This is a genomic window from Kribbella sp. NPDC004536 (genome assembly GCF_042873835.1).
Classification (GTDB): Bacteria; Actinomycetota; Actinomycetes; order Propionibacteriales; family Kribbellaceae; genus Kribbella.
The window spans coordinates 259,030-274,376 of record NZ_JBIALY010000005.1; the positions used below are offsets into that span (position 1 = coordinate 259,030).

Here is a 15,347-nt window from a genome sequence, read left to right on the forward strand (position 1 = left end):
TCAGGCCCAGATGTCTCGGTGCACGTTGAAGATCACGCGCGACCCGTGGGGGTCGATGTTGATCGGCAGTTCCTTCAGCCCGGGTACCGCGCGCCGCACGGCCGCCTGGTGCTCCAGCGGGCAGCAGACCAGGACGAACCCGCCGCCGCCGGCCCCTGCGATCTTGGCGCCGGTCGCTCCCGCATCCAGCACGGCGTCGACCGCCTGGTCCAGTGCGGAGCTGCTCACGCCACTGGCCAGCTGACGCTTGGCTTCCCAGCTCTTCCCCAGGGCCAGTCCGACAGCGCCGGTCTCTCCCGCGCGCAGACCGTCGGCGGCTTCGCCGGCCAGCATCTTCAACAGGTCCAGTTGCGCGAGCTTGTCGCTCACGTTGGCCGACTGCTCCTTGAGGATCTTGTCCGCGCTGCGCGTGATGCCGGTGTAGAAGAGCATCAGCTCGGACTGGAGTTCGCGGTGCAGCTCCGGACGCAGCCGGATCTGGTCCACCGCGACCCGGTCGCCCGGGCCGAACCGCAGGTCGCAGATGCCGCCGTACGCCGCGGCGTACTGGTCCTGCTTGCCGATCGGCTTTCCGCAGCGTTCGATCTCGATCGTGCAGGCACGGTCGGCCAGTTCCTCGGCGGAGACCTGTACGCCCTGGTAGGCGAACAGTGCGTGCAGCAGGCCCACGGTCACCGACGAGGAGGATCCGAGGCCGGAGCCGCTCGACGGGATGTCGGCCAGGGTGGTGATCTCGACACCACCGCGGATGCCGGCCATGTGCAGGGCCTCGCGGACGAGGTCGTGTTGCACGTCGGCGACCCGGCTGACGATCTCCTTGCTGGAGTAGTTGATGTAGATGTCGTCGTCGAAGCGCTGCTTCACCACCACGTACACGTACTTGTCGATCGCGGCGTTGAGCACCCGGCCGCCGTGCTCGCGGTAGTAGCCCGGCAGGTCGGTACCGCCACCGACCAGGCCGATGCGCAGCGGGGTCTGGGTGATGATCATCGCTCTGCTCCTCGTGGCCAGTGCCGGCGCGCCCGCTCGAGCGCTTCCGGTGTTCCGATGTCGAGGAAGAATGCGTCTCCCACGTCCACGACCCGCGTACGGCCGATCAGCTGCGGCAGCAGGTGCCGGCCGACGTCTACCGGCGGCTCGCCCTCGATCAGGTCGAGCACCGCGGTGCCGAAGACGTACAGGCCGGCATTGGCCAGGTCGCTGCGCGGGTGCTCGGGCTTCTCGTCGAACCGGACGACTAGTCCGTCCTGAACCTCGACGATCCCGCACTGCTCGGGGCGCGGTGCGTGGAAGACGGCCATCGTCGCGAGCGACGGAGTGGCTCGGTGCGCTGCCACCAGTTGCCCGATGTCGAACGTCGTCAGGTTGTCCGCGTAGACCGCGAGGAAGTGCGATTCGCCGTCGACGAAGTCCCGGTTGGCGCGCAGCGTCCCGGCACTGCCGAGCAGCTCCGGTTCGTGCACCACCCGTACGAACGGCGGCTTGCCTGCGCGGTCCGCGATGTGCTCCTCGACCTTGTCGTGCAGGTGGTGCACGTTGACCAGTACTTCGTCGACGCCCGCGGACGCGAGCGCGTCGAGCCAGTGGTCCAGCATCGGCCGTCCGCCGACCTCGACCAGGCACTTCGGCACCCGGTCGGTGAGTGGGCGCAGGCGCGTACCGAGGCCGGCTGCCAGCACGAAGGCCTTCACGACTCGACCTTCCGTACGACGCCGAGCGACCGCATCTTCGCGTTCGCGTCCGCGAGGATCTCGTCGAGCCCCGGTAGTCCTTCGAGCCATGCCGCGTACTCGGCGACCGAGTCGACGGGCGTACGCCGCGGCTTCCAGCCGAGCTCCTCGAGGGCGGCGAGATCGGAGACGATGTGACGGGTGTCGCCGAAGCGGAACTCCCCGCTGACCAAAGGCGGCTTGTCCGAGCCGTACTGGCGCCGGACGACCTCCGCGAACTCCATCGTCGTGTACGGCGTGCCGCCACCGACGTTGAACGCCCTGCCCGCGGCCCGTGGATCTTCCAGCGCGAGGAGGTTGGCATCCACGACGTCGTGGATGTTGACGTAGTCGCGGATCGCGTTGCCGTCCTCGTACAGCACGGGCGCGCTACCGAGCAGGTAGTGCAGGTTGAAGATCCGGCACGCCCCGGAGTACGCGTTGTAGACGGACTGACGGGCCCCCTGCACGATGCTGTAGCGCAGCGCGACCGTCGGAATGTCGTACCGGCGCCCCAGGTTCAGCGCGACCATCTCCTCGCCGAACTTTGACATGCCGTAAGCGTTCTGCGGATTGGACACGGTCTCGGGTGTCCGCCGCAGCTCGAGCTCACCGCCGCACTGCGGGCACGGGACCTCCCACTGCCCTCGGCGCAGCGCCGACTCGGGCCGCATGCCCGGCGTCTGGTCGCCGTCCTTCGGGCAGTGGTACAGGCCCTCACCCATCGCGGACTGCGAGGACGCCACCACCACGCGCTGGAGATCCAGGCCCTCGGTCACGGCGATCTCGAAGATCAGCGCGGTCGAGGTGACGTTGACTTCGGTGAACCTGGAGAAGTCGGTCAGGTAGTCCTGGTACGCGGCGAAGTGGAACACCGCGTCCGTACGCCGCAGCAGGTTCGCGAGCAGTTCGCGGTTGCGCACGTCACCGACGTACAGATCGGCTCCGGGAGTCAGGTACGACGGACGCCCGTCGCGGTGCACCGGTGCCGTGAGTGCGTCGAGGACCGTCACGTCGTGGCCCTCGGCAACCAACCGGTCGCACGTGTGCGAGCCGATGAACCCGGCCCCACCGGTCACCAGGATCCTCATGCGCGCACCCGCTCTCCGGCGCGATGGACCTCGCGGTACACCTCGAGGGTCTGTTCCCCCGTACGCGCCCACGAGAACTCCGCCGCACGGGCCAGGCCGAGCGGCCGGAGCGTGGCGCCTTCCGGACCACAGGCGCGCACCAGCGCGTCCGCGATCGACTCCGGGTCGTCAGGATTGGCAAGCAGGGCCGCATCGCCGGCCGTCTCGGCCATCGCGCTGCGGTCCGAGGTCACCACCGGGCATCCGCACGCCATCGCCTCGAGGATCGGCAGACCGAACGTCTCGTTGAACGACGGGTACGCGAACGCCGCCGCAGCGCGGTAGAAGAGCACGGTCTCCTCGAGGCGTACGCCACCCACCCACACCACGTCGTCGGCGATGCCGAGCTCCTCGGCCAACGCGTGCAGGCGCGTCACGTACGGGACGTCGCGGCCGTGGCCCACGACCGCCAGCTGGTGACCGTCGAGGCGCGGCTTCGCGAGGGCGAACGCACGCAGCAGGCCGTCACAGTTCTTGTACGGCCACAACGACGAGACGAACAGTACGAACGGCCGCTCGACCCCGTGGCGCTTGACCTGGGCCCGCGCCTCGTCGACGTCGCCGGGCTTGAACGTGGTGTGGTCGACCGCCTCCGGGATGAGACGCAGCTTGGCCGGATCGACGTCCAGGTAGGTCTGCACCTCGGTGCGCAGGCTCTCGGAATTGATGATGATCGCGTCCGCCACCTTGGCCGTGTGCGGGTAACTGGTTCGCCGGTAGGCCCGTACCAACGGGTTGATCGCCTCGGGCGCGGTGAACGCGTGCATGGTCTTGAAGTGCGCCACGATCGACGGGGCCGGCCGCACCAGCGGCGCGATCAGCGTGTTGAACACGTTGATGCGCGCGGCCCGGAGACGCGGCGGCGCGTACAACTGTTCGCTGAGCACGCGCAGCCGCTGCCGCTCGTTCGACCACGGAAAGGTGAGGAAGTGGACGCCCGGACCGTAGTTCGCGTGGTCCTTGCGGGAACGGGGACTCACCATCAGGTGCAGTTCCTCGTCCTCGTGCAGCCGGGCGGCCATCTCGGGGATCACCCGCGTCCAGAACCAGTGCGCCCCCGAGGGGTTGTCCGGATCGTCGGTCAGCAGGTTGATCGCAACCCGCATCGGTTCAGAAGACATGCGCCGCTACCTCGGTCTCGGCCATCCGGGACTGCCGCACGTACTGCGCCAGCAGATGCATGCAGGCCTGGTGCGCGTCCTCGATGACGCCGTAGTTGCGGGTGTCGACGTGGATCGAGACCGTCGCGAGCGACCGCGACGGCTCCCCCTCGAAGCCTGTCAGCGCGATCGTCGACAGGCCGTTCGCGTTCGCCCACTCCAGGGCGCGGACGATGTTCGGCGACCGGCCGGACGACGAGATCGCGATCAGTACGTCGCCTTCGCGGGCCTGCGACTGCAGCTGGTACTCGAAGACGGCGTCGTAGCCGATGTCGTTGGCGATCGCGCTGAACAGCTCGACGTTGGTGCTCAGGCTGAACACCCGGGTGGTGAGGTCGGTGCCGACGCGGACACCCTTCACGTGGTCGCACTGCAGGTGGTTGGCGATCGATGCCGATCCGCCGTTCCCGCAGGCGAAGACGGCAGCGTCCCGCTCATGGGCGGCCAGCAGGATCTCGGCGGCCCGGTCGAGCTGGGCCAGATCGACGGTGGCGAACGCGCGGGAGAGCTCGGTGACGTACTCGCCGCCATACGCGTCGGCGCGATCGAACCGGTGCGCCGGGAACCGCGGCCGCCGGTTGCCGTTGCCGGCGTCGGCGGCGTGCTGCTCGAGGATGAAGCCGACCGCGGCCGTCAGGTCCGGGAACGACGTCACATCGGGCTGGGCCGTATCCGGCGTACCGATGTGCACCGGACAGGCGCCGACGGACCTCGCCAATCCGATGTCGGTACTGCTATCGCCCACCACCCACGACGCCGAGAGGTCCAGGTCGAGCGTCTCGGCCGCGGCCAGCGCCATCCCGGCGGCCGGCTTGCGATCGGCGCTGATGCGGGCGAACGACTCGACCGTGCCGTCGGGGTGGTACGGGCAGAACAGCCACAGGTCGATGTGCGCACCCTGCCGGGCCAGCTCGGCGATCATGTGCTTGTGCACCTGCTGCACGTCCTCGATCCCGTACAGGCCGCGGGCGACACCGGACTGGTTCGTCACCACCGCCACCGGGATGCCGGCCCGGTTGAGCTCGGCGATCGCCTCGATCGCACCCTCGATGAACTCGACCCGGTCGACGGTCCCCACGTAGCCGTGATCGACGATGATCGTGCCGTCCCGGTCGAGCAGAACTCCTGCCTGGCCCATCGTTACCGCCTCCCAGGGTGGTCGGGCGAGATTGTCACGGGGTGTGGCTCCGGCAGCGGGACGACGTACGTCGCGCCCCAGCCGCCGCCGTCCGCCTCGAGCTGGGAGACCACCTCGTCGACGATGTCCCAGGTCAGCACGAGCACCACGTCCGGCCGCGCGGCGCGCAGGTCGTCGACCGAGCGGATCGGTACGCCGCTGCCCGGGATCCGGCGGCCGTGCTTGGCCGGTGACGCGTCGACCGTGAACGGCAACAGGTCAGGCCCCACCTTCGCCAGGTCGAGCAGGACCGGCGCCTTCGACGGCGCACCGTACGCGGCGACGCTGCGGCCGTCCGCCTGGTAATCGGCGAGCAGGTCGTGCAGCGCGGTCGCGGCGGCGGCCGCGTGCTCGTGCAGGGTGGTCAGGCGCGGCTCTGCGTCGATGCCGGCGGCCGCCTCGCGGGCCAGCACGTCGCGGACCGAGTCGTCGGCGCCGATCCCCGCGGATTCGTGCCGCAGCATCACCTGCAGGCTGCCGCCGAACACGTCGACCTCGCGGACCGAGACCACTACCAGTTCGTGGATCGCGGCCAGGCGGACCACCGCGCCCAGCGAGAAGTACGACCAGTGGCCGTGGCGGATCGTGTCGAACTGGTTGCCCTCGACCAGCGGCAACAGGTGGTGGAACTCCAGCACCAGCAGGCCGGACGGGGCCAGCCGGTCCGCGCGCAGCGCGAGCATCTCACCGACCGCCGGCTCGTGCGCGATGCCGTGCACGTCGACGACCAGGTCGGCGCGCTCGTCGCCCTCCGCGGTCCGGCAGCCGGCCGCGCGCAGGTGGTCCAGCCAGGAACCGCCGTGGTGGCTGGCGAACTCGTGCACGACCCGGCCGGCGATCTCCGGGTGGTCGCGCAGGATCTCCTTCACCGAGGTCTCGGCGTGCGCCAGGCTGGTCGCCGACTCGATCGCCAGCGGCGCCTCCGGCAACTGCGGTTCCACCGGGCCCAGCTGGACCAGCGTGCAGGAGTGGCACAGCCACAGCTCCAGCGGCCAGCGCGGGTCCGCATCGGTGGTGTCCACCGGCGGAAAGTAGTCGGCGCACGGCTGCGCGCCGAGGTCGACCACGCGTACAGTGTCCGCCGACCCGCAGCCGCGACAGTTGAACGTCACCACGTCAGTACTCCTTCGGTGTTTCGCATGCTGGTGGTCACTGCGCATCAGCGCGACGGCGTCGGCGAGCGAGCCCGCTGCCGCGTCCCGGTCCGATCGCAGGCTGACCGGCAGCGGCCAGTCGATCGCCAGGTCCGGGTCGTCGTAGGCGATCGCGACGTCCTCGGCCGGGTCATGACGGCGGTCGATTCGGTACGACACGTCCGCCGGCTCGGTGAGCGCCTGGAACCCGTGCGCACAGCCCGCCGGAACGTAGAGCGAACGCTGGCTGTCACCGGTCAGGCTGAAGCTGGCTTTGTTCATGAAGGTCGGGGACTCCGGCCTCAGGTCGACGATCACGTCGAGCACAGCACCGTACGAACAGCGCACGAGTTTCGCCTCACCCTCGCCGGAGCGCAGGTGCATGCCGCGCAACACACCCTTCGCCGAGCGGGACAGGCTGTCCTGGACGAAGGCGTCCGGGTCGATCCCGACCGAGCGCACCACGTCGGCGTCGAACGTACGGGAGAAGAACCCGCGCTCGTCCACGTGCGGCTCCGGCTCGAACAGGTACGCGCCGGCGATCGCCTCGACCGGTGTCGCCTTCATCGCTGCCCCCCGTCGGTCACCACGTCAGAACCGCCTTCGCCGTCGTGAACGCCTCGGCGTACGGCGCCCGGCACTCCATCCCGCGCAACCGGGCCAGACCGGCGAAGACCTCTTCGTCGAACCAGTCGTGCGGGACCTGGGACGGGTACGCCTTGTGCAGCAGCGCGATCTTGTCCCGGAGCTGCTCCTCGGTGAGTTCGACGTACAGCCACGGCCGGCTGATGTCGCCGTCCCACTTGGGGATCTCGTAGTGCAGTACCAGCTGGTTGCGCCACACGGTCGGCGCCAGCTCAGCGATCAGCCGGTGGTCCTGGTGCGCGTCGGTCCGGCTCGGTGCCAGTACCAGGTCGGGACGCCTGCTCCCCCGGGCCGTTGCCTCCAGCAACTCCTTGGTCTGGTTCCAGTACGCCGGCAGCCGCCCGTCCGGGAGCTCCGCCGACGTCACCGTCACCTCGCACTCGGGCAGGAACAGCTCGGCCGCCCGGCGCGCCTCCTCCAGGCGCAGCGGCGTACCGGTCGCGATCACGAACTCGGCGGTCAACTCCGGTACCGACTCGGCCAGCTTGAGCAGCGTGCCGCCGCAGCCGATCTCGATGTCGTCCGGATGGGCGCCGAGGGCAACCAGATGGACCGGCCCGTCGATGAGGCCCAGCTGGAACGGCAGCATCAGGACGCCACCGGGTCCGAACGGTGCTGCTGCGGCGCCGAGTGGCTCCACAACGCCCACGGCTTCTTGCCGGTGCGGTAGAGGTCCTCGAGCATGCTGCGTTCCTTGAGCGTGTCCATCGGCGCCCAGAACCCGTGGTGCGGGATCGCCTCCAGCTTGCTCATCGCCGCCAGCCGCGGGAACGCGTCGCCGACCAGGTCCTCGCCCTCGTGCAGGACGTCGAAGATCTCCTTCTTCAGCACGAAGTACCCGCCGTTGATCCAGACGTTCAGGTCGGTCGCCGAGCGCAGCCCGGTGACCCGGGAGTCGGTGCCGAACTCGACCACGTGGAACGAGTCCTGCGGCGACACGGCGAGCAGGCTCGCGGTGATGTCGCTGGTCAGCACGTGGTCGACGATCTTGTCCATCGGCGCGTCGGTCAGTACGTCGCCGTAGTTGGCCAGGAACGCGTCGTCGTCCTCGAGGTACGGACGTACCCGGCGCAGCCGCTCACCGATGCTGGTGTCGATGCCGGTGTCGACGAACGTGATCTTCCACTCGCTGATGTCGGACTCGAGCAGTTCGATCTGCTGGCCGCCCTTGGTCATCACGAAGTCGTTGGAGACGGTCTCCTCGTAGCGCAGGAAGTACTCCTTCACCGCCGCCCCGCCGAACCCCAGCGGCAGGATGAACTCGGTGTGCCCGAAGTGCGCGTAGTACCGCATCACGTGCCACAGGACCGGCCGGTCGCCGATCGTCATCATCGGCTTCGGTGCGGAACCCTCGCCGCTGCGCATCCGCAGCCCGTGCCCCCCACAGAAGATCACGACCTTCATCGCGGTGTTTCCCTTCCCCCCGGAACGGTTCAGATGACTTCTAGTCGCGGGATGGGTACGACGAACTTCGCGCCCCACTCCCGTGCATAACTGAGCTGGTGGACGATCTCCGCGCGCAGGTTCCACGGCAGGATCACGATGTAGTCGGGGCGCGTCTCGGCCAGGCGCTCCGGGGCGTGGATCGGGATGTGCGTGCCCGGCAGGAACATGCCGTGCTTGTGCGGGCTGCGGTCGACCGTGTACGGCAACAGGTCCTCGCGGATGCCGCAGTGGTTCAGCAGCGTGTTCCCCTTGCCGGGGGCGCCGTACCCGGCGACGAACTTGCCGTCGCGCTGCGCCTGGATCAGGAACTCCAGCAGGTCGGACTTGATCTTGAAGACCTCGGCCGCGAAGCCAAGGTGCCCCTCGACGGTGTGCAGGCCGGCTTGTTCCTCGTCCTGCAGCACCTTGACGACCAGGTCCGACGGTTCGCCCGCGGTCTCGACCGGGGTGCTGAACACCCGCAGCGAGCCGCCGTGGCTGGCGAGTTCCTGGACGTCGACCACCTGCAGGCCCGCCTTGGCCAGCGCCTCGGACGCGGTCCGCAGCGTCAGGTACTGGTAGTGCTCGTGGTAGATCGTGTCGTACTGGCGGTTCTCGATCAGCCGGAGCAGGTGCGGGAACTCCAGCGACACGAGGCCGTCGTCCTTCACCAGCGCCCGCAGGCCCTTGGCGAAGTCGACGATGTCCGGTACGTGCGCGAACACGTTGTTGCCGACGACAAGGTCCGCCTGGCCGTGCCGGGCCGCCGCGTCGTTGCCGGTCTCCTCGCCGAGGAAGTAGCTCTCGGTGCGGATGCCCTTCTCGTTCGCGATCTTCGCGATGTTCGCGGCCGGCTCGATGCCAAGTACCGGGATCTTGAGTGCGACGGCGTGTTGCAGCAGGTACCCGTCGTTGCTGGCGGCCTCGACGATCAGGCTGTTCTCGTCGAGGTCGAGCCGCTCCTGCATGTCGACGACGAACCGGCGCGCGTGCTCGACCCAGCTGGTCGAGTACGACGAGAAGTACAGGTAGTCGCTGAACACGTCGTCGGCCGCGACGTACGCCGGCAGCTGGACGAGCAGGCAGTTGCCGCAGATCCGGACGTGCAACGGGTAGAACGTCTCGCCGCTGTCGAGCTGGTCGGCGCGCAGGTAGCTCTCGCACGGCGGCGACATGCCGAGGTCGACGAACGTCTGCGTCAACGGCTCGCCGCAGAGCCGGCAGGCTGGGTCCGTCATCACTGCAGCTCCTTCGGGCCGAGGAACTGGGTGCCGGTCTGGCGGCGCAGGTTGCCGTCGACGAGGTTCGCGTTCAGCAGCTGCTGGATGCGGCGCAGCCGGACGAACTGCGCGGAGTTGAAGTCGTCGAGGGTGAGTCCGTGCCGCTGGTAGGCGTCGTACAGCTCGTCGACGCCCTTGCGGACCGACCACTGCAGCCTCAGGTCCGGGAAGGTGTCGTTGAGCTTGCTGAAGTCGACCTTGTAGTTGCGCAGGTCCGGTCCGGCGCCGTCGGCGATCGACAGCGTCGAGCCCGGGACCGCGTCGCGGACCATCTCGGCGATGTCGCGGACCTGGACGACGTCCTCGGAGCGGCCGACGTTGAACGCCTGGTCGTGGATCGTCTCCCGCGGCGACTCCAGTACCTGCAGGAACGCGCGGCTGATGTCCTCGATGTGGACGAGCGGCCGCCACGGCGTGCCGTCGCTCTCCAGCCGGACCTGGCCGGTGGTCGCCGCGATCGCGGTCAGGTTGTTGACGACGATGTCCAGCCGCAGCCGGGTGGACGCTCCGTACGCGGTCGCGTTCCGTAGGTAGGTGGGGCTGAAGTTGTCGTCAGCGAGCTTCGACAGCTCCTGCTCGGCCAGCGCCTTCGTCTCGCCGTACGCGGTCACCGGGAACATCTCGGCGTCCTCACCGACCGCCTCCGACCCGGCCGCGCCGTACAGGCTGCACGAGGACGCGAACAGGAACCGGTCGATCCCCGCGTCCTTGGCGGCCCGGGCGAGGTTGAGCGTGCCGTCCAGGTTGACCGAGTACGTCGCCGCCTTGTCGAGGTTGCCGAGCGGATCGTTCGACAGCGCGGCCAGACAGACCACCGCGTCGTATCCGTTCAGTTCCCGAGCGGTCACGTCCCGCAGGTCCCGCGGCGCCCGGTCCCCGATCGCCTCCGGCCCACCCAGCAGGTCACACCCCTCGTACAACCCGGAGTCCAACCCGGCCACCTGATGCCCGGCAGCACGCAGGAACGGCACCATCACCGCCCCGATATAACCCCGATCCCCCGCCACCAGAACCTTCATCCCGATCCCCTCACCCCGGCCACATCCCGTCGCCCATAAAGATCACCGGACAAGCCCCCTGATACAGCCAATTTCTCCGCGGAGATTTCTGCGGAGAAATCGGCGCGAGATGTATCAGCGGGGTGGGGTGGTTGCTCTCATGGGCGCTGGGGTGTGGGGACGTCGGACTGAGCCTGTGGGGGGCGTTATGAAGGTTGCCGTATTCGGCTTGGGGTACGTGGGGTCGGTGACGGCGGCTTGTCTGGCTGCTGCCGGGCATGAGGTGTGGGGGGTGGACGTCGACACCGCCAAGGTCGACCCGATCGTCGAGGGGCACAGTCCGGTGGTCGAGCCGGGGCTGGACGAGCTGGTCGCGGCCGGTGCCACCTCGGGGCGGCTGCGGGCGACCACCGATCCCCGGCTGGCGCTCGAGCGGGCCGATGTCTCGCTGATCTGCGTCGGTACGCCGTCGACGCCGGCGGGCAGTACGGACCTCACCTACATCAAGCGCGCGGTACGGGACATCGCCGAGGCGGCCCAGCACGTCGTACGGCCGGCGTCGGGGTTCCACAGCATCGTCGTACGCAGTACCGTCCCGCCCGGCACCGTCGACGAGGTCGTCGCCAAGGTACTCGCCGAGGTACCGCCGCCGGAGGGGCTCACCTTCGGTACGGCGATGTGCCCGGAGTTCCTGCGCGAGGGATCGGGGCTCGCGGACTTCTACGAGCCGCCGTTCGTCGTGGTCGGCACGCGGCACCCGAAAGTCGGTACCGCTCTGACCGACTTGTTCTCGTTCCTCGGCAAGGACGTGCAGCTCGTCGACGTCCGGACGGCAGAGGCGCTGAAGTACGCCTGCAACGCGTTCCACGCGACGAAGGTGTCGTTCGCGAACGAGATGGGCCGGATCTTCCGGCACTTCGACGTGGACTCGCGCGAGGTGATGAAGATCTTCGTGCAGGACACCAGCCTGAACATCTCGCCGTACTACCTGAAGCCCGGCTTCGCGTTCGGCGGCTCCTGTCTGCCGAAGGACCTGCGCAGCGTCCTGCACCTGGCGCGGATCAACGACACCGAACTCCCGCTGCTGTCCGGCGCCCTGGCGACCAACGAACGCAGCGTCCGCGACGTGGTCGACCGCGTGATCGCCGGCCCCGGCCGCGAGATCGCGCTGCTCGGCCTGAGCTTCAAGCACGCCACCGACGACCTGCGCGAGAGCCCGAACGTCGAACTCGCCGAACGCCTGATCGGCAAGGGCTACAACCTGCGCATCTACGACGCCATCGTGAACCCGACCCGCCTCGTCGGAGCGAACCTGCGCCACGTGCAGTCCAAACTGCCGCATCTGCAACGGGTGCTGACCGACGACCCACACGCAGCGCTCCGCGGCGCCGACGTGGCCATCGTCTCGGCCACCGACAGGTCCGCGATCAGCGCGCTGCTGGAGACGCCTCCGCCGCGGACCATCGACCTGAGCGGCCGGCTCGGCGCCGACGTCGAGGAGCTGCCCGGCTACGAAGGAGTGGGCTGGTGAGCGGTCCCCGGGTACTGATCATCATCCAGAACCTCTGGGTGCCGTTCGACCGCCGCGTCTGGCTGGAGTGCCAGGCGCTGGTCGCGGCCGGGTACGACGTCACCGTCGTCTGCCCGAAGGGTCCGGGCGACTCGGCGTACCAGGTGATCGACGGCGTCACCGTGCACAAGTACAAGGCGTACGCGCCCGGTGGCAGCAAGGTCAGCTTCGTCTGGGAGTACGCGTACTCGTTCCTGATGACGCTGCGGCTGGTGTTCCGGGCCCGCAGGGCCGGCCGGTTCCGCGTGCTGCAGGCGTGCAACCCGCCGGACATCTTCTGGCCGATCGCGATGCTGTTGCGCCGGCTCGACGGGACCCGGTTCGTGTTCGACCACCACGACCTGTGCCCGGAACTGTTCCAGTCCCGCTTCGGCGGTACGACAAGCCTGCCGTACAAGGGGCTGCGGTTCCTGGAGCGCACCACGCACCGCCAGGCCGACCACGTGATCTCGACGAACGACTCGTACCGCCGGATCGCGATCACCCGCAGCGGCAAGGCGAACCACGACGTGACCGTGGTCCGCACCGGGCCGGACCCGGACAAGTTGCTCCGCGGCGCAGCGGACGAGTCGCTGCGCCGCGGTCACCGCTACCTGGTCACGTACATCGGTGTGATGGGCCCGCAGGACGGCGTCGACATCGTCGTCCGGGCAGCCGACCACATCGTCAACAGACTGCACCGGACCGACATCGCGTTCACGCTGATGGGTGGCGGTGACTCGTTCGACGAGGTGGTCGCGCTGCGCGACGAGCTCGGGCTCGGCGAGTACGTCGAGTTCACCGGCCGGGTACCGGACGAGACCGTCCGCGCGGTGATGTCGACCGCGGACGCCGGCCTGTCCCCCGACCCGAAGAACCCGCTGAACGACGTGTCGACGATGAACAAGACCATGGAGTACATGGCGTTCGAGCTGCCGGTCGTCGCCTTCGACCTGGTCGAGACCAAGGTGTCGGCCGCCGACGCCGCGGTGTACGTCGAGCCGAACGACGTGGCCAAGTACGGCGAGGCGATCGTCGAACTGCTCGACGACGAGGTGCGCCGGCGCCGGATGGCGAAGCTCGGCCGCGAACGCGTCGAGAAGGTCCTCGCGTGGAAGCACCAGCAGAAGGCGTACCTCCAGGTGTACGACCAGCTCACCGGCCGGGTCAGCCACCTCGGCCCGGTGACCGGCATCAAGACGGGATCCTGACATGTGCGGCATCGCCGGCTGCTACCAGCAGCGTGACGGCTACGCGCTCGCGGAACTGATGAGCGACCGGATCGCGCACCGTGGCCCGGACGCGGACCGGGTGTACGCGTTCGACGAGGGTGACGTCCGCGCGTTCCTGGCGCATCGCCGGCTGTCGATCATCGACCTGTCGTCCGCGGCCGACCAGCCGTTCAGCAAGCAGGGTCTGACGATCTGCTACAACGGCGAGCTCTACAACTACAAGGAGCTGCGGGCCGAGCTGTCGAAGTACGGCGTGCACTTCCGCACCGCGGGCGACACCGAGGTCGTACTGGAGGCCTGGCGGCGTTGGGGTCCGGACGCACTGAAGCGGTTCCGCGGCATGTTCGCGTTCGCGATGCTGGACGAGGAGAGCGGCAGCCTGTACCTGGCCCGCGACCCGCTCGGCATCAAGCCGCTGTACTTCCTGCGCCGGCAGGGCGGCGTGATCTTCGCGTCCGAACTGAAGGCGCTCGTCGCCGCGGTCGGCTCCGAGCTGCGCACCGAGCCCGGCGCGCTGATCGCGTCGATGCTCTACTACTGGCTGCCCGAACAGCGCTGCGCGATCGACGGGGTCGAGAAGCTCGCGCCGGGTTCGTGGGCGGAGTTCCGGCCGGACGGCGGCAACCGGCACGAGACGTACTGGCGGGTGACCGACGTCGCGACCGAGGCCGCGGCCGGTCCGCCCGCCGATCTGCGCCAGGTGATCGAGGAGTCGGTGGCCGCGCACCTGGTCGCCGACGTCGGCGTGTCGACGTTCCTCAGCGGCGGCCTCGACTCGAGTCTCGTCACGGTCCTGGCCAAGCAGCTGGATCCGGGGATCGACTCGTACACGATCACGTTCCGCGCGCAGGACCAGAAGCTCGAGGCGATGCCGGACGACGCGGTGTACGCGCGCAAGCTCGCGCAGCAGTTCGGCATCGACCTGCACGAGATCGAGATCGCGCCGGACGTGGTCGAGCTGCTGCCGCGGATCGTCGACATCCTGGACGAGCCGATCGGCGACCCGGCCGCGATCAACACGTTACTGATGTGCGACACCGCCCGCGACGCCGGCGTGAAGGTGCTGCTGTCCGGGATGGGCGCCGACGAACTGTTCGGTGGTTACCGCAAACACCTCGCGTGTGTGATGGGAGCGCAGTACCAACGGCTCCCCGGCGTACTGCGGAACGGCCTGATCGGACCTGCCGTACGACGGCTCCCGGTGACCGCGAACGGGCGCGGGCTGCGGTACGCGCGCTGGGCGAAACGGTTCGCGACGTTCGCGAACCTGCCCGAGGAGGAGGCGTTCCGGCGCAGCTACACGATGTACGACGGGGACCAGCTGGCCGCACTGATCAGCCCGGACCTCGAGCCGTACGTCGGGAAGCTGCTCGCCGAACACAGCGACATCTACCACGACACGACGCTCGACGACCACGTCAACCGGATGTGTCTGGCGGACTCGCGGATGTTCCTCCCGGGGCTCAACCTCACCTACACCGACCGCGCCAGCATGGCCGCATCGACCGAGGTACGGACCCCGTTCGTCGACCCGATCGTGGCGCGCGCGGCGTTCTCGATCCCCGGCAGCGCCAAGATCCACCGCCGGGTCAGCAAGCTCGCGCTGAAGCAGGCGGCCGAGGCGTGGTTGCCCAAGGAGATCATCTACCGGCCGAAGGCTTCGTTCAGCGCGCCGTTGCGGGCATGGGTACGCAACGACCTGCGCGAACTGGTGGACGACGTACTGCTGCGCGGCGAGCTCGTCGGGAGCGGGTTCCTGCGGCAGAGCGCCGTCCAGAAGCTCGTCGACGACGAACGGGCCGGGCGCGAGGACTACTCCAAGCAGATCTGGCAGTTGCTCACCCTCGAGACCTGGACCCGGCACATGCGGGACCTCGGTGTCACCATCACCTCTCTCTGAAGACTCTGA

At 68.8% G+C, this 15,347-nt stretch carries 13 protein-coding genes; 3 read left to right on the forward strand and 10 right to left on the reverse strand.

Translation table 11 applies throughout. The features are described 5' to 3' along the window. From ACFYRU_RS37140 to ACFYRU_RS37185, 10 genes are read right to left on the reverse strand one after another with little or no spacing between them, the layout of a single operon-like run. Window positions 1-990 (reverse strand): hypothetical protein, encoded by a 990-nt coding sequence (locus ACFYRU_RS37140; protein ID WP_387668005.1) that lies wholly within the window; start codon window positions 988-990, stop codon window positions 1-3. Beyond that, window positions 987-1,691 (reverse strand): NDP-sugar synthase, encoded by a 705-nt coding sequence (locus ACFYRU_RS37145; RefSeq protein ID WP_387668006.1) that lies wholly within the window; start codon window positions 1,689-1,691, stop codon window positions 987-989. Before ACFYRU_RS37145 ends, ACFYRU_RS37140 begins: the two co-directional genes overlap by 4 nt. Then, window positions 1,688-2,800, reverse strand: coding sequence for an NAD-dependent epimerase/dehydratase family protein (locus ACFYRU_RS37150; RefSeq protein WP_387668009.1), 1,113 nt, complete (start codon window positions 2,798-2,800; stop codon window positions 1,688-1,690). Before ACFYRU_RS37150 ends, ACFYRU_RS37145 begins: the two co-directional genes overlap by 4 nt. After that, window positions 2,797-3,960 carry a glycosyltransferase family 4 protein gene (locus ACFYRU_RS37155; protein WP_387668010.1) on the reverse strand — a complete coding sequence of 388 codons (1,164 nt, stop codon included), beginning with the start codon at window positions 3,958-3,960 and terminating at the stop codon, window positions 2,797-2,799. Before ACFYRU_RS37155 ends, ACFYRU_RS37150 begins: the two co-directional genes overlap by 4 nt. Then, window positions 3,950-5,137 (reverse strand): HAD-IIIA family hydrolase, encoded by a 1,188-nt coding sequence (locus ACFYRU_RS37160; protein ID WP_387668013.1) that lies wholly within the window; start codon window positions 5,135-5,137, stop codon window positions 3,950-3,952. Before ACFYRU_RS37160 ends, ACFYRU_RS37155 begins: the two co-directional genes overlap by 11 nt. 2 nt (window positions 5,138-5,139) lie before the next feature. Further along, the gene (locus tag ACFYRU_RS37165; protein ID WP_387668015.1) at window positions 5,140-6,876 is read right to left on the reverse strand and encodes a dTDP-4-dehydrorhamnose 3,5-epimerase family protein; all 1,737 of its coding nucleotides are present in this window, start codon (window positions 6,874-6,876) and stop codon (window positions 5,140-5,142) included. 16 nt (window positions 6,877-6,892) lie between these two features. After that, window positions 6,893-7,543: a PIG-L deacetylase family protein gene (locus tag ACFYRU_RS37170; RefSeq protein ID WP_387668514.1), complete on the reverse strand. Its 651-nt coding sequence runs from the start codon at window positions 7,541-7,543 to the stop codon at window positions 6,893-6,895. Continuing rightward, window positions 7,543-8,358 carry a glucose-1-phosphate cytidylyltransferase gene (locus ACFYRU_RS37175; protein ID WP_387668018.1) on the reverse strand — a complete coding sequence of 272 codons (816 nt, stop codon included), beginning with the start codon at window positions 8,356-8,358 and terminating at the stop codon, window positions 7,543-7,545. The genes ACFYRU_RS37170 and ACFYRU_RS37175 overlap by 1 nt, the downstream gene beginning before the upstream one ends. A 29-nt stretch (window positions 8,359-8,387) precedes the next feature. Then, entirely contained in the window at window positions 8,388-9,617 is a 1,230-nt protein-coding gene (locus ACFYRU_RS37180; protein WP_387668020.1) for a class I SAM-dependent methyltransferase, read from the reverse strand. Beyond that, on the reverse strand, window positions 9,617-10,678 hold the full coding sequence (locus tag ACFYRU_RS37185) for an NAD-dependent epimerase/dehydratase family protein (RefSeq protein ID WP_387668023.1): 1,062 nt from the start codon (window positions 10,676-10,678) through the stop codon (window positions 9,617-9,619). The genes ACFYRU_RS37180 and ACFYRU_RS37185 overlap by 1 nt, the downstream gene beginning before the upstream one ends. Window positions 10,679-10,865: 187 nt before the next feature. On the opposite strand from ACFYRU_RS37185, the gene ACFYRU_RS37190 reads away from it, so the two are divergent. The 3 genes from ACFYRU_RS37190 to asnB are packed head-to-tail and all read left to right on the forward strand — an operon-like array spanning window position 10,866 to window position 15,338. Next, window positions 10,866-12,188, forward strand: coding sequence for a UDP-glucose dehydrogenase family protein (locus ACFYRU_RS37190; RefSeq protein WP_387668025.1), 1,323 nt, complete (start codon window positions 10,866-10,868; stop codon window positions 12,186-12,188). Beyond that, entirely contained in the window at window positions 12,185-13,417 is a 1,233-nt protein-coding gene (locus ACFYRU_RS37195; protein WP_387668028.1) for a glycosyltransferase family 4 protein, read from the forward strand. The genes ACFYRU_RS37190 and ACFYRU_RS37195 overlap by 4 nt, the downstream gene beginning before the upstream one ends. Window position 13,418: 1 nt before the next feature. Continuing rightward, window positions 13,419-15,338 carry an asparagine synthase (glutamine-hydrolyzing) gene (gene asnB / locus ACFYRU_RS37200; protein WP_387668031.1) on the forward strand — a complete coding sequence of 640 codons (1,920 nt, stop codon included), beginning with the start codon at window positions 13,419-13,421 and terminating at the stop codon, window positions 15,336-15,338. Window positions 15,339-15,347: the final 9 nt, after the last annotated feature.